The 14,795-nt window shown below is 60.7% G+C and carries 12 protein-coding genes; 3 read left to right on the top strand and 9 right to left on the bottom strand.

Annotated elements, in window-relative coordinates:
- Positions 1-47: 47 nt before the first annotated feature.
- A complete protein-coding gene (locus GSQ83_RS16825) occupies positions 48-1,619 on the bottom strand; it encodes a DHA2 family efflux MFS transporter permease subunit (RefSeq protein ID WP_158804025.1) in 1,572 nt (523 codons plus the stop codon).
- Positions 1,616-2,752, bottom strand: a complete 1,137-nt coding sequence (locus GSQ83_RS16830; RefSeq protein ID WP_254065735.1) for an HlyD family secretion protein — start codon at positions 2,750-2,752, stop codon at positions 1,616-1,618. The genes GSQ83_RS16825 and GSQ83_RS16830 overlap by 4 nt, the downstream gene beginning before the upstream one ends.
- 227 nt (positions 2,753-2,979) lie before the next feature.
- Here GSQ83_RS16830 and GSQ83_RS16835 point away from each other — a divergent pair, with 227 nt between their 5' ends.
- The 3 genes from GSQ83_RS16835 to GSQ83_RS16845 all read left to right on the top strand — a co-directional run bounded on the left by GSQ83_RS16835 (position 2,980) and on the right by GSQ83_RS16845 (position 7,159).
- A complete protein-coding gene (locus GSQ83_RS16835) occupies positions 2,980-3,918 on the top strand; it encodes a LysR family transcriptional regulator (RefSeq protein ID WP_158804026.1) in 939 nt (312 codons plus the stop codon).
- Between the two features lie 516 nt (positions 3,919-4,434).
- Positions 4,435-5,922 (top strand): FAD-dependent oxidoreductase, encoded by a 1,488-nt coding sequence (locus GSQ83_RS16840; RefSeq protein ID WP_158804027.1) that lies wholly within the window; start codon positions 4,435-4,437, stop codon positions 5,920-5,922.
- 220 nt (positions 5,923-6,142) lie between these two features.
- Entirely contained in the window at positions 6,143-7,159 is a 1,017-nt protein-coding gene (locus GSQ83_RS16845) for a site-specific integrase (RefSeq protein ID WP_158804028.1), read from the top strand.
- Positions 7,160-7,219: 60 nt separating this feature from the next.
- Here the strand turns inward: GSQ83_RS16845 and GSQ83_RS16850 are convergent, their stop codons facing one another.
- The 7 genes from GSQ83_RS16850 to GSQ83_RS16880 form a co-directional block, all read right to left on the bottom strand.
- Entirely contained in the window at positions 7,220-8,029 is an 810-nt protein-coding gene (locus GSQ83_RS16850; protein ID WP_158804029.1) for an ABC transporter ATP-binding protein, read from the bottom strand.
- A 17-nt stretch (positions 8,030-8,046) separates the two neighbouring features.
- Complete coding sequence (locus GSQ83_RS16855) at positions 8,047-9,387, bottom strand: ABC transporter substrate-binding protein (protein WP_158804030.1); 1,341 nt, start codon at positions 9,385-9,387, stop codon at positions 8,047-8,049.
- Positions 9,388-9,472: 85 nt separating this feature from the next.
- Positions 9,473-10,549: a branched-chain amino acid ABC transporter permease gene (locus GSQ83_RS16860; protein ID WP_158804031.1), complete on the bottom strand. Its 1,077-nt coding sequence runs from the start codon at positions 10,547-10,549 to the stop codon at positions 9,473-9,475.
- 3 nt (positions 10,550-10,552) lie between these two features.
- On the bottom strand, positions 10,553-11,434 hold the full coding sequence (locus GSQ83_RS16865; RefSeq protein WP_158804032.1) for a branched-chain amino acid ABC transporter permease: 882 nt from the start codon (positions 11,432-11,434) through the stop codon (positions 10,553-10,555).
- 11 nt (positions 11,435-11,445) lie between these two features.
- A complete protein-coding gene (locus GSQ83_RS16870; RefSeq protein WP_158804033.1) occupies positions 11,446-12,216 on the bottom strand; it encodes an ABC transporter ATP-binding protein in 771 nt (256 codons plus the stop codon).
- 10 nt (positions 12,217-12,226) lie between these two features.
- Entirely contained in the window at positions 12,227-13,648 is a 1,422-nt protein-coding gene (locus GSQ83_RS16875) for an LLM class flavin-dependent oxidoreductase (RefSeq protein ID WP_158804034.1), read from the bottom strand.
- 380 nt (positions 13,649-14,028) lie between these two features.
- Positions 14,029-14,787, bottom strand: coding sequence for an SDR family oxidoreductase (locus tag GSQ83_RS16880; protein WP_158804035.1), 759 nt, complete (start codon positions 14,785-14,787; stop codon positions 14,029-14,031).
- Positions 14,788-14,795 lie beyond the last annotated feature (8 nt).

The following is a 14,795-nucleotide window of genomic DNA, read 5'->3' on the forward strand; positions in this document are numbered from 1 at the left end:
GAAGGCAGCGGACAGGATCCGGCTATGCGCGCCGCATGAGCCATAGACTAATGTGCGCCGGCGCCGGAGGCGGCACCCTTTTTCAGCAAGGCAACTATTGCAACGGCGACGAGCAGCACGACGCCGAGCAATGCGAAGCAATCGGCGTAGCCCATGATCGTCGCCTGGGCGCGGATCGTGTTGCCGACGGCGATGATGGCCCGGTGCAGCGCGCTCGCCGGGTCAGGGACGCCGTGTGACATGAAATACTGCTGCAAGTCGCTCAGCCGGCTCCGCGTCGCTGGTTGGAGCAGCGAGACATCCGGGGTGATGATGGCCGAGTGGAATTGCTCACGCTTGGTAAAGAAGGTCTCGATCGCCGCGGTGCCGATCGCGCCGCCGAGATTGCGCGTCATGTTGAAGAGCCCCGACGCGCCACCCGCCTCCTGTGATGCGATCCCAAGCATCGCGATCGCGGAAAGCGGGGTCATCACGATCGCCTGACCGATCGCGCGCACGATATTCGGCCAAAAGAGTTGCGGCCCGGCGTAGTCCTGGTCGAGCGCCATATTCATAAAGCAGCTCGTGGCAAAAAGCAGGAGGCCGGTGCCGATGAGAAAACGCGTATCGACCCGCTTCATCAAGAGTGGCACGAGCGGGATTAACAGCAGTTGCGGCAGACCGGTCCAGGCGATCACCTCTCCGGCCTGCTCGGAGTCAAAGCCCTGCGTGACGGCGAGATATTGCGGCAGCAGATAGGCGGAACCGTATAGCGCGAAACCAAGCAGGAAGTTGCCCAACGTGCCGAGGCCAAAATTACGCCGGCCGAGGAGCCGCAGATTGACGAGCGGCTGAGGCGTGATGAACTCAAGCACCACGAAAGCACCGAGCGCCACCGCCGCCACGAGGCTTAGTTTGACGATGAAGGGCGAGCCGAGCCAATCATAGACATTGCCGTCATCGAGCACTGTCTGGAAGGCGGCGAGACCGACGGCCATCAGCGCGATGCCGCGCCAATCCGCCCGGCGCAACAAGCCGAATTGCATCGCCGACTTCGGCAGGCCGTACCAGAGCGCGGCGAGCATGACCGCGCCGGGCACCAAGTTGATGTAGAAAATCCAGGGCCAGCCGTAATTGTCTGTGAAATAGCCGCCGATGGTCGGGCCGATCGCCGGCGCGAAGGTCGCGGTCACCGCGTAGCCGGCCAGCCCTAGGGGGTGCTTAGAGCGCGGCAGCATGGTCATCACGATGGTAAATGCCAGCGGGATCATGACGCCGCCGGCGAAGCCCTGCAGAGCCCGCAGCACGACCATCTCGCTGAGGCTGCTGGCCTGGCCGCACAGCACCGAGAAAAGCAAGAACAGCACCACGTTGCAGAGCAAATAGCGCCGTAGGGAAAATACCCGGCTGAGGAAGTCGGTGAGCGGGATGACAATGATCTCGCCGATCAGGTACGCGGTCGAAATCCAGGTGCCATAGACGCCCCCGGTGCCGATGCCGCCCTCGATATAGGGGAGCGAGGCGCTCGTGATCTGGATGTTGAGCACCGCCATGAAGGCGCCGATCAGCGCGCCGCCGACGGTGATCCAGGTCTTGAGAGAGACCGTCGGCTCGCTCGCACGATCCCCGGTCGCGGTCATGACGCGCTCGCTGCCGCCCGTACGCGGAGCGGTGGTTTTACGTCGATCGTCGACTCCGCCGACATGCCCGGGCGCAATAGGTTCGCCAGCGGATCACCGGCATTGACGACGATCTTGACCGGGATGCGCTGGACGATCTTGGTGAAATTGCCGGTAGCGTTGTCGGGCGGCAACAGAGCGAATTCCTGGCCGCTCGCCGGCGCGAGGCTATCGACGTGTCCGTGCACCACCATGCCCGGGAAGGTGTCAACGTCGATTAAGACCGGCTGGCCCGGACGCACGTTGGTCAGCTGGGTCTCCTTGTAATTTGCGGTGATGTAAATCGCCTGGAGCGGCACCACCGCCATCAGCTGGCTTCCGGCTTGAACGTATTCGCCGACCCGCAAGGTACGGACCCCGATGGTGCCGTCGACCGGGGCAGTGATCGTCGTGTAGCTCAGATTGAGTTCGGCCTGTCGCTCACTTGCCTGTTGCTGGGACAGCGCCGCGTTGGCTTGGGCGAGCTGCGCCTCCAGAACACCGATCTGCGTCTCGGCGGCTGCGACGACCGCGGTGTCGTGCTGCGTCGTGGCGACTTTCTCGTGAATATCGGCTTGTGCCTGCTGAGCCCGTTGCACCGTACCCCAGCTATCCTTGGCCAATTGCGTATAGCGCTGGAAATCCTGCTGCGAAAAAACGAGTGCCGCCTGATCCGACGCGATCTGACGGGAGTCCTGCTCGACCACGAGCTTTTGCTCGGCGATCTGCTGGCTCCAGGTGTCAATGCTGGCCTGCGCCGCCGCGACGTTCGCGCGCGCCCGATCGAGCGACGTCTGATAGTCGCGCGGGTCGATCCGGGCGAGCACTTGGCCAGCCTTGACCGCTTGGTTGTCGTCGACCGGAACCTCGGAGATGTATCCGGTTATCTTGGGGCTGATGAGGACCGAATGCGCTTCCACGTAGGCGTCGTCGGTCGAGATCAGAAAGCGGCCCGTTGTCCAGTAGTAATGGCCGTAATCCGCCGCGACCGCGAGAAATACCAGCACCGCGCCGGCGATCAGCGCCTGCTTGAGCGACCAGCGGCGGCGCCTGGCGGTCTTGGCCGCGGTCAAGTCCTCGGGCTCAGCATAGCCAAGGAGTTGCGAGCCATCCATTGTTCGTCTCCATTCCTACCGCGGCGACACTGCCTCGCAATGTGGCCAAGCGCGTCCAGGCGGCCCTCGGGATCGCCTTTGGCCCCCGGGTTTGGCGGCCGGCATGGGCATTCCACTCGGCACGCGGAGATCCTGGGTTCGGGTCACCAGATGGAGCCTGCGGCGCTGTTTGATAATACGGCGTCCACCGCATAGACTGTTCACTACTGCTTCACAGTCGGTGCCCAGTGGATCGTTTCGATAGCTTGCGAGTCTTCGCCAAGGTCGCGGAAGTCGGCAGCTTCGCCGGAACGGCGGCGCGGCTCGACATTTCGCCGAGCATGGTCAGCCAGCATGTGAGGGCTTTGGAGGAGCGGCTCGGCGTGCGCCTCCTCAACCGCACCACGCGGAAGGTGGGACTGACCGAGATCGGGCGCGAATACTATGAGCGCTGTTCGCAGATCCTGGCCGAGCTTGACGAGGCCGATCTAATCGCGAGCGCATTACAGTCTACGCCACGCGGCCGGTTGCGAATCTTTTGCGACACAAATATCGCCCGCTTCATTGCACCGGTCGTGGTGCGCTTTCTCGAGGATTTTCCCGAAACGGCGATCGATCTGCGGTCTGGCGACCGGATGAACGATCTTGTCGAGGCAGGGTTTGATCTTGCCATCCGTGCGGTCGTGCCTCCGGATTCTAGCCTGATTGTGCGGCGTTTGGCCGAGTGGCGCCATACCCTGTGCTGCGCGCCGCGCTACCTTGAAAATCATCCGTCACCCGCGCGCCTCGCTGATCTCGCCAACCATAATTGCCTGCGCTACGCGTATTATCCCTTCGGCGATGAATGGCACTTCACCGATCGAGACGGAAAACCGGCCGCCGTGCGCGTATCCGGCAATCTGGTAACCAGCAGCGCCCAGGTGCTTCACGCGGTTCTCGTCGGCGGCGGTGGTATTGCGCTCGCCGCGCCCTTTATCGTGGAGGAGGAACTTAAAGCGGGCACATTGATCTCGCTTTTTCCCGAATACCTGCCGGTTGAGTTTGCAATCAACGCAATCTATCCCCACCGCCGCTATCTGGCGGCAACGGTTCGCACCTTTATCGACAGGTCGGTCGAGCGGTTCGTCGAACATCAGCGATGGCTGGGCGCCCTACGCTCTGAGGAATTGCCAGCAACGAGAAGCTGACCGTCGGCTCGTCCATCGGGGAGCCACGTTTTCTTGAGACGGGATCCCCTCACGCACCACACCGGTGTTCGAGCGACGCAGCATGCCGGGCGCCAGCTTGCACTGCCGCACGAAGTGGGAGCGTCTCGTCGTGACTAGGCAAGGTCTGCATTCGGGCCGAATCGCAATCCCCCGGTTCTAGCCAGCGCCTCCATTGCTATGGGATGGCTCTCATATGCCCAAGGCAAAAGATTGACGGATCGGCCGTCGTCTGCAACCGTTCGGCGGCCATTAGTTCGCCAGACCGGGATCGCTTCTCCGATCCGTCGCTAACCCTACGTCGCTCGACATATTTCAGCGAAGATTGAGCAAAAAACTAAAAGGTCGGAAAGCACAGTGCTTCCGAGGGTCCGAGATAAATATGAAAAAGTTTCCGCTTCGGCAGTTTTTCCAACCCTTGTCGCCGAGAATCTCCTGCGTCTTTGGTTCGCTCAATCATACGGTGGACTGGCTCAAAACATTGCCGGCTCATCGTCCATGAGGCCGGGACTTATCGGCCGCATCGCACGTCGCGTCGATGCCGCACCCGGGACAGTGACCCGCCGCCAATTATTGCACGGGACGGCAGCGACTGGCGCCGGCCTGATGCTGGGCGGCCGCCTTGCCAAGGCGAAGATCGCCGCCTCGGCGCCCCATGTCATCGTCGTCGGGGCAGGCTTTGCCGGCCTCAGCTGCGCCTTCCAACTTCGCAATGCCGGCGCTCGGGTGACGGTGCTGGAAGCCCGCGATCGGCTTGGCGGCCGCGTGCTGTCGTTGAAGAATTTCATCGAAGGCCGGGTGATCGAGGGTGGCGGCGAACTCATCGGGTCGAACCATCCGACCTGGATGGCCTATGGCAAGCATTTCGGGCTCGAGTTCCGTGATGTGACAGAGCCTGAGACCGACAAGGCGCCCATCATCCTAAATGGGAACAAATATGCGGGCCAGGAACTGCGGGCGCTCTGGGGGCAAATCGCGCATGCTCTTTCCTTCCTAAATGCGGATGCCCGCAAGATAAACCTGGACCGACCGTGGCAAACGCCCGATGCGACACGTCTCGATCACACCAGCCTGGCCGCGGCCTTCGCTTCGTTCGATCTGGACGATGTCGCACGACACGGCGCCCTGACGCTGCTGGGCAATGACGACGCGTCCTGGCCGAAGCGATTCAGTTATCTGGCGGCCCTTTCCTGCATCGCTGGCGGCGGAGTTGAGAAGTTCTGGACGGAGACGGAGGTTTTCCGCTGCATCGGCGGCAATCAGCAAATGGCGTTCAAACTGGCCGAAGCGATCGGCGAAGACCACATTCGCCTGGGGGCGCCGGTCGTCCGCATGCGGCTAGGCAGGCTGGGAGCTGCGGTGGAGCTGGCTGACGGGATCACGGTCGAAGGCGATCTCGTCGTGCTGACCGCTCCACCCAGCACCTGGAACAACTTCCCCATCGAGCCAGGGCTTCCTCCGGGATATCAGCCATCGACCGGCCCGACGCTCAAATATCTCTCCAAGGTCTCGCGCCCATTCTGGGAGCGGAGCGGTCTTATGCCCAACGCGTTGACCGACACGCCCGTCGGCGACACCTGGGAAGGCACCGACGGGCAGCGGTCGAATGCGGAAGAGCCGGCCTGTCTCACCGTGTTTTCGGGCGGACAGGCGGCGCAAGACTGTCTGGATTTCCCTGCCGCGGAGAGAAGCCAAAAGTTCAAATTCTATCTCGACGCGATCTATCCCGGCTATTCGGCCCATGTGGAGAAAACGATGTTCATGGCTTGGCCGAACGAAAAGTGGACCCAGTGCGGCTACTGCGCACCGAGACTTGGCGAGGTTACCTCCATCTATCCGAACCTCGAGAAAGGCTTTGAGGGGCGGCTATTTTTCGCCGGGGAATATACCAGCCTTCTTTTCACCGGTTATATGGAGGGTGGCCTCAACAGCGGCGCAAAGCTGGCGAGAAAATTGGCGATTTCGCTTGGTCTCCAGGTTGAGTGACAGTCTCTTGCGTCGAACTCCTACAAACAAGATCGAGCAAGCGCGGACATCGCGCCATCCCACGCGCATCACTCGCCACACCCTCAAACCAAGGGCTGTTTGGCGACCGGCGAGCTGGCTCCTTCACCTCCGTTTCGCCTCAGACTCGGCAAATTGTCAATACGTGATAACGAACCTTCTCGCGTATTGACGGTTACATTTATCAGTGCCAGGTTTCGTCATGACCAAGAACCCAGTGGTTCCTCGTTCGCCCGAATCGGCCGCGGTTCGCCGCCTCGATGAGGCAGAGCCCGCGCTCACCATCAGAGCGGCGAGGTCAATCGCACGCTCGCAGGTCTACCAAAACGCGGCTGACGCATCATCGACGCTGCGCGCCTACAAGGCCGATCTGGCGAATTTCAAGACATGGTGCCTCGAGCGCGGCCTCGACCCCATGCCCTCGACGCCGGAGATCGTGGGCGCCTATTTGGCGGATGCCGGTCGGGGCTACGCGCTGTCCACCTTGCGGCGGCGGGTCGCCGCCATCGCCCGCGCGCATCGGATGACCAAGCAGCCATTGGATACCCGTCACCCCGCGATCCGCGAGACCTTGCGCGGTATTGCGCGAACCCATGGCGAACCGCCTCGCCGGTCGGCGGCCCTTACCACAGCGGACATCAAACGCCTCCTGGCCGCCTGTGGCGACGATATGGCGGGTCTTCGAGACCGGGCGCTTTTCCTGCTCTGCTTCGCAGGGGCTCTTCGCCGTTCGGAGGCGGTCGGGCTGGATATCGAGCATGTGACCTGGGTTCCAGAGGGCATGCGCATCCTCATCACGCGCTCCAAGACCGACAAGGAGGGTGCGGGTGCCGAGATTGGCATCAACCATGGGCGCATCTCACTGACCTGCCCCATAGCGACTTTGAAAGCGTGGCTGGAGCAGGCCGAGATCGTCTCCGGCCCGATCTTCCGCAAAGTCGATCGCTGGGGCGCTGTGCATGCAGGGCGACTTGACCCTGATGCAGTGCGGCAAATTCTGAAGAAACGCGCGGTGCAGGCCAAAATCAGCGGGACGATATGGGAGCCGATCACGCCACACGGTATGCGCGCCGGTTTCGTGACGACCGCCTATAAGAACGGCGTTCCAGATGAAGAGATCATGGGGCATACCCGCCATCGAAGTCTGACGACGATGCGCAGTTACGTGCGCCGTTCCAAGCTGAACACGTCGAGCCCCGCGGGGAAGCTAGGCTTGTGAGGAATCCAGCACGAGCTGACTCGCGCTGATCGAGCACTCAAGGTTGCAGGCTAGGGCGCTTCAATGTGCAAGCTGGCTGCGGCGCTCACGTCGTTTCGCGGCGCCTCCGCCTAGATAGATGTCTTTGATATCCGCCCGCTCCGACAATTCAGTTGCCGTGCCAGATACCACGACGCGGCCATTCTCCAGCACATGCGCGGTATCGACGTAGTGCAATGCGATATTGGCGTTCTGCTCGGAGACGAGAAATGTGACGCCTTCCTCGCTATTGAGCCTACGAATGATCTCGAAGATTTCGTGCACGACTCTCGGCGCCAAACCCATCGATGGTTCGTCCAACAGCATCAGGCGCGGCCCAGTCATTAGCGCGCGGCCGATCGCGACCATCTGCTGCTCGCCACCCGAAGTGAGCCCAGCGCGGATATGCCGCCGCTCCCTGAGGCGCGGAAACCGCGTATAGGCGCGATCCAGTTCCGTGCGCAGTCGGCTCCGCGAAAGGCGGCGAACGAAGCCGCCCGTCAAAAGATTTTCCTCAACGGTCAGGTGCTGAAAGCACTGACGCCCTTCCAGCACCTGAGCGAGGCCCTGCGCCACCAGTTGCGACGGATGGGTCGCGAGAACCGATCGTTGTTCCCAGGTGATCGCGCCTCCACTTACCGCTCCATTCTCCGCTCCCAAGAGGTTGGAAATCGCCCTCAAGGTTGTCGTCTTACCCGCTCCATTCGCGCCAAGCAGGGCCACAATCGCCCCCTTGGCCACGTCGAAAGTCACCCCGCGCAGACCGACGATGGCCCTGTCATAGACCGCCTCGACCTCGTGAAGACGAAGGAAGACGTCCCTTCCGTTCGGCACATCGCCTGAGCTGCGCATCGGCTTGTTCCCGGTCCTCAGCTTTCGGTCGCGCAATCGCGGGGGGTTTCGCTCTTCTCCTTCGCGTAGGCTGCCGCCTTCTCATCAATGAGCGGCCGCAAGCTGGACCGGTCGGCCTGAATCCAGCCGCTCACGGGTGTCCAGGTCTTGCCGTCCCATTGTTGCACCCGGAGTGCGCCGCCGCCCTCATGGTCACCACAGGACAGCTTCAACGGCTGGAGCAAGCCCGTCACGCCGAGTTCCGCGAGTTGCCTCTCGTCGATATTCAGATGCTCGATTCCGTATTTCCCCTCCGTCCCGTCAATTGGGCGATTTCCGAATTTGAGGTGGGCGGTATGTAGAACCTCGATCGCGACGATCGCCTGGACGACGCCAGAATTGTAGTAGACCGTGCCGAACCGCGCCTTATCCTTGAGGTCGCTCTCGCCCTTGTCGAGAATGTATTTCTTCAGCTCCTGATGGATCGGGAAATTGGTGCCCGCCGGATAGGTGGTGACCGCAAGCACTCCCTTCGCACCGGCGCCGGCGGGAATGACATCATCCTCAGAGCTGGACCATACGTCTCCTATGATGTGGTCCGCTGGGAAGCCAACCCGGGCCGCGGTCTTGATGGCAACGGGGGTTTGAATTCCCCAGCCGCGCAGGAAGACCCAATCAGGCTTGATTTCGCGAATTCGCTGCCATTGCGCCGACTGCTCGACACCTGGATTTGGATTCGGAATCTCGATGTCATCGAAGCCATATTTCTTTGATAGCAAGGCCAGCGGCCCGAGCGTCTCGCGACCGTAAGCGGAGTCGTTGTATAGGGTAACGATCTTCTTACCCTTGAGGTTGGCGAAGCCGCCCTCTTTTTGCGCGATGAAATTGATGACGCCCGAGGCCTCGCTGTAGAAGGTCAGCATGATCGGGAAGTTCCACGGAAACACAGCGCCGTCGGTGGCCTCAGTTCGCCCGTAGTTCATCGTGATCATCGGGATTTTGTCGGCGACAACCTTGTCCGTCAGGGCATAGGAGATTGGCGCCGAGAACGGCAGGATGAAGGGCACCTGGGATCCGTTCCGACCGCCCTTCAGGCGTTCGTAGCATTCAACGCCCTTCTCCGCGAGCCAACCCGTCTCGCATTCCTGAGTGACGATCTTCACCCCGTCCACGCCACCTTTTTGTTCGTTGTAGTATCGGATCGTATCGAGGAAGCCGGCCCAGATACTGACACCGCTTGGTGCATAAGGTCCGACGCGATAAGTAAGAAGCGGCAGGTATTGCTCTTGCGGCCCCTCGGCCGCGAGCGCTGATCCCGCGAAACCGGCACTGAGTGCGAGCGCTCCAGCCAGTTTCGCGCCTTGAGAGAGGAAGGACATGATGTCTCCGTTGGTGCGTTTGAGTTGGGTTACGAAACGTTGGTTGTGACTTCGTGGGCTAGACTTGCGACGGCGACCGCCGCGATCACCTCGCAGGCCTTCCACGCCGAAGCCGATCGCTCAATTTCGTCAGATAGGCGGCCAGTCCGCGAGGCTCGCGCGTCAGAAGGTAGATGATGAGAGCGCCGAACACGATGTCGTGGAGGTTCTGCAAAAGACCCGTGTCGACCGTGCCCCCGAATATTCCGACGGCCACGCGGTCCAAGAAGATCGGAAACAGCAGAATGAAAGCCGCGCCGACGAAACTTCCCATCACGCTGCCGAGCCCCCCAATAATGATCATGAAGAGGATCTGGAAGGACCGGTCGATGTCAAAAGAATGCGCATCGGCGGTTCCGAGATAGGCAAATACCCAAAGCGCCCCGGCAATGCCGAGAATGAAAGAGCTGACGGCAAAGGCGAGCAGCTTGGTGCGGGCTACAGGAACGCCAATGATGGCGGCCGCTGTATCCATATCGCGAATCGCGGTCCATGTTCGGCCGGTCTGGCTAAGCACTAGATTCACCGTCATGACCGTCAGCACGGCTACAGTGACGGCGGTCAGCAGGTAGCGGTGAACCGGCGAGGATAGATCCGTGCCGAAAATCTCAAGACGTGGCGCGGAAATCGAGCCTGAGGAGGAGTTGTTGGAAAACCAACCGTAGCCGTTGAAAAGCCACTCGACAAAGAATTGCGCGCCCAATGTGGAGGCAAGGAGGTAGAAGCCTTTGACCCGCAGACTCGGTAGACCGAACAACACACCGACGACAGCGGCGGTCGCTCCACCCAAAAGGAGCGCGATGGGCAGAGGAAGCATCGGGAGTCGCAGAAGAAAATTATAGCTCGCGAAGGCGCCGACCGACATGACAGCGCCGGACCCCAATGAGGCCTGCCCCGCATAGCCGGTCAGCACGTTCAGCCCCAGGGCGGCCAAGGACAGCACGAAAAAGGGGATCAGAATGGCGTTGAACCAGTAATCATTCCCAAGCGCTGGGATGACGCCGAACACCAGCACCGCTCCGGCCAAAAGCGGCACGAGTTGCCGTGACTGCGGACTCCAACCCGCAAGTCCCGCTCGCGACTGACCGACAACCACCGTCGCGTCGCTTCGATCGCTCGGCATCACCTAGACTCTCTCGATTTCGCGCTCGCCGAAAAGTCCGGCGGGTCGCACCAATAGGAAGATCAGCGCCAGGACATAGGCGAACCAGGCTGAAAGGCCGCCGCCAATGAGTGGGCCGAGATACAGCTCTGCTAGGCTCTCGCTGGCGCCGACGATCAACCCGCCAAGGACCGCACCCGGGATAGAGGTAAATCCGCCGATGATGAGTACCGGGAGAGCCTTTAAAACAACGAGACTAAGGGAGAATTGCACACCCTCACGGGCGCCCCATAGCAGACCGGCGACAAGGCCGACGAAGCCCGCGACTGACCAGACGATTCGCCAGATCCAGTCGAGACGGATGCCGACAGACTGCGCCGCGAGCTGGTTATCCGCCACGGCGCGAAGAGAAATTCCGATGCGCGTGCGCGTGAACAATAGCGACAAGCCAATCACGAGAATGCCGGAGATGCCCGCTGCGGCCAGGTCGAACTCGCTGACCTGGATCGGCCCGACATTGATGGGCACATCCGGAATACCGAGATCGAGCGCATGCACATCCGTCCCCATGGCCGCCTGCGCTACGCCGGCAATGACGTAGCTAAGTCCAAGCGTCGCCATGAACAATGTGAGATCGGAACGCCCCGTGAGCGGGCGTAACACGACTCGCTCCACCAGGACAGCGGTCAGAATCATGAGCAACAAGGCTATGGCGCCAGCAAGCCAAAAAGGAACGCCGTGCTCGGTCAGCGTCACGAAAGCCAGAGCCGCGAACAGCAGCATCGAACCCTGGGCGAAATTGAAGACGCGGGAGGCCTTGTAGATCAAGACGAAGCCGATTGCGACGAGGGAATACATGACTCCAGCCAGGAGGCCGCCGACAAGAGTTTCGACAAAGAAATCCACGGCCGGGCGCTCTAATGCACTGTGCCGAGATAGGCGGCGATCACTTCGGGATCGTTGCGTACCGCTTCGGGGGAGCCGTCACCGACCTTGCGCCCATAGTCCAGCACAACCACCTGGTCGGATAGGTCCATGACGACGCCGACATCATGCTCGATCAGCAGCATCGTTGTGCCGAGCGTGCGGTTGGTGTGGCGTATGAAGCCGCTCATCTCTTCCTTTTCGTCCTGGTTCATGCCGGCCATGGGCTCGTCCAGCAAAATGAGTTTAGGCTTTGCGACCAGAGCCCGCGCGAGATCGACCCGCTTTTGCACACCGTATGGCAGCGTGCCGGCGGCAGCGTCGCGATGAGGTCGGATATGCAGAAAGTCCAGCACCTGCTCTGCACGCTCGCGCATTCGTGCCTCTTCGCGTCGTCCCCGCGGCAGATGAAACGCGTGGCTCAACGGACCGGTGCGGGTATGGCGCGTCAGGCCGGCCATTACGTTGTCGAGTACGCTCATATGCTTGAACAAGGCATTGTGCTGGAAGGTGCGCCCGATCCCGAGTCGCGCCGCCTTCAAGGGGCGGATCCGTTCAAACCGCGTGCCGTCGAAGACGATACGCCCGGAATCCGCGCGATAGACGCCATTCACGATGTTAAGTGCCGAACTCTTTCCGGCTCCATTCGGGCCGATCAAGGCGCAAACCTGCCCAGCCTGAACCGTGAACGAAAGATTCGTCAGCGCCTTCACACCCTTGAAAGAGAGCGAAACATTATGCAGGGCGAGGAGCGGCTTGGTCATCGCGAACTGGCTATACCGCGACAAGCAATTGCGACTTTGCGGTTTCGGCCTCTCGCCGATGAATCGCCGCGAGATCGCGAAATTGCGCACCCGGATGATCACTGGATAGATAGGCTTCGCCGCCGAACAATTTCTCCCGCAGCGTACCAGGCTTGTAGTCGGTCGGGTAAACGCCGCGCCGCTGTAGTTCGGGCACGAGTAGGTTGACCACATCCTCGAAGGATTCCGGCGTTACCGCATAGGCGAGATTAAACCCGTCCACATCGGTATCCTCAACCCATTCCTGAAGAATATCAGCAACAGTGGACGGCGAGCCGACGATGACGGGGCCAAGGCCGCCGACACCACCCCATGCAGCCAATTCCTCTACTGTCCACTTCTTGTCCGGGTCGCCTTCGGCTAAGGCATCGACGATCGAGACAATCGCATTGGTTTCGGCTTTTCTCACCAATTCCGTCGGGGCATATTGGCCAAAATCGATCCCAGTCCAGCCGGACATGAAGACGAGTGAGCCGTCATAGCTGGCATAGCTGCGATATTCCTCGAATTTTGCCGCGGCCGCCGCGTCCGTTTCGCCCAAAATAACGGTTTGAAGGTTATAGACGTAGAGCTTGCGGGGATCGCGGCCAGCGGCGGCGGCACGCTTGCGAACATCGGCGACATAGTTGCGCAGCACCGTCTTGGTGGGAGCCGCCACGAAAACGCATTCCGCATGCCTCGAGGCAAAATCGCGGCCGCGACCAGACGCACCTGCCTGGTATAGAACCGGCGTGCGCTGCGGTGATGGCTCGGAAAGATGATAGCCGGGGACCGAGAAGTATTTTCCCTGGTGGCGAATCTCGTGGACTTTTGACGGGTCGGTGAAGATGCGCCGGCCGCGATCGCGCTGCACTGCCCCTTCTTCCCAGCTTCCTTCCAATAGCTTGTAGATGACCTCAAGATATTCATCCGCGACTTCATAACGGTCGTTGTGCCGCGGCAATCCGGCGGTGCCTGTGTTACGGGCTCCGCTCTCGAGGTAGGAGGTGACGATGTTCCAGCCCAGCCGGCCTTTCGAGTGATGGTCGGCGGTGGCGAGCCGGCGGGCGAAAGGATAGGGGTGCTCGAAGCCGGTGGAGGCCGTGATGCCGAACCCCAGATGCTTAGTGACCAGAGACAACGCCGAAACGAGTTGTATGGGATCGTTCACCGGAATTTGCGCCGCCTGCTGAATGGCGTGATGCGCGGTGCCTTGATAGACGTCGTAGTAGCCGATGACATCGGCGACAAATATGCCGTCGAATATCCCGCGTTCCAATATGCGAGCGACATCCGTCCAGTATTCGAGATCCTTATACTGCCAGGAGCGATCTCGGGGATGCGCCCAAAGTCCTGGCGACTGGTGCCCGACGCAATTCATGTCAAAAGCATTGAAGCGGATTTGGCGGGTCATAGGTTGCGATCCGTTGCGTGTTCGAAAGAGACCGACATGCGCCAAGCTCCGTCGCCATCCCGAGTGTCGGGCCAGCATCGGCTACGGCGGGCGCTTCACACGATTGAACTCTGTTCTATCGTTAGTCAATAGGACATATCACACGCGAGAGTCAGTTAAATTATCTAGCTATCTAAAATAGTGAGATCGTCACAGGCCGGTCTCGACGAGAATAAGTGATTGAGTTTGTGCCGACGGCTCCAGGTGAGCGTCAGAAGGTCGGCATCTGAGGAAAGCCACGCGCCATGGTGGCGACGAAAATCCACGTGCCACGATAAGCGCCCCTTATACGGCAAACGCCTTTCTTTCATGAGCTGGGGGACGCGTGCCAAGCAAGCGGCTCAACCGCCCGCGAATAGCGCCGTCATCTGCGTATTGAATTGATCGACAAAGAAATGCTCGTTCGGGCCGGCATTCGCCCGAAGCGGTTTGGCGGCTTCGACCAGAATCTCATCCGCATCAGTCGCCAATACGGCGATGGTCTGCGCGACGAACTGCTCCAGCGGCATGGCTTGCTCGGCTTCTTGGCTGTTCATGAGTTCGGTACGGACCCAAGGGGGCGCGATCTCGAGCACCCGAACCTTTGTCTCCTTCAGCATGAAGCGCTGCGAGAGAATGTAAGAATGAAGTGCTGCCTTGGTGGAGGAATAGATCGCCGTCGGCGCCATCGGGACAAAACCGAGAACCGATGTGGTGTAGGCCACGACAGCATCGTCCTGGCCTTTGAGGTGCTCGATCAGCGCTGACGTCATGCGGATCGGGCCCATCAAATTGGTGGTGATGGTCGAAACCATCATCGCGTCGTCGATCCTGCCAGCCGCTCTATCAAGTTGCATGATTCCAGCGTTGTTGATGAGAACGTTGAGGCCGGGATGGTCGGCGATCAGTTGCCTGGCCACCTGTTCGATATTGGTCGGATTTGCGATGTCGAGATCGACAGCTTGCATGCCGGGATTGGCCGCGATCATCTCGTCAAGATGGCTGCGACGCCGCCCGGCAATGATGACCTTGTTGCCGAGTTTGTGCAGCGCTTCGGCAAGGCCCCCGCCAATGCCGGAGCCGCCGCCAGTGATGAAGATCGTGTTGCCTGTGAGTTTCATGGAATGTG

Origin of the sequence: Acidisoma sp. L85, from assembly GCF_009765865.1 — a bacterium.
In the GTDB taxonomy this organism is placed as follows: Bacteria; Pseudomonadota; Alphaproteobacteria; order Acetobacterales; family Acetobacteraceae; genus Acidisoma.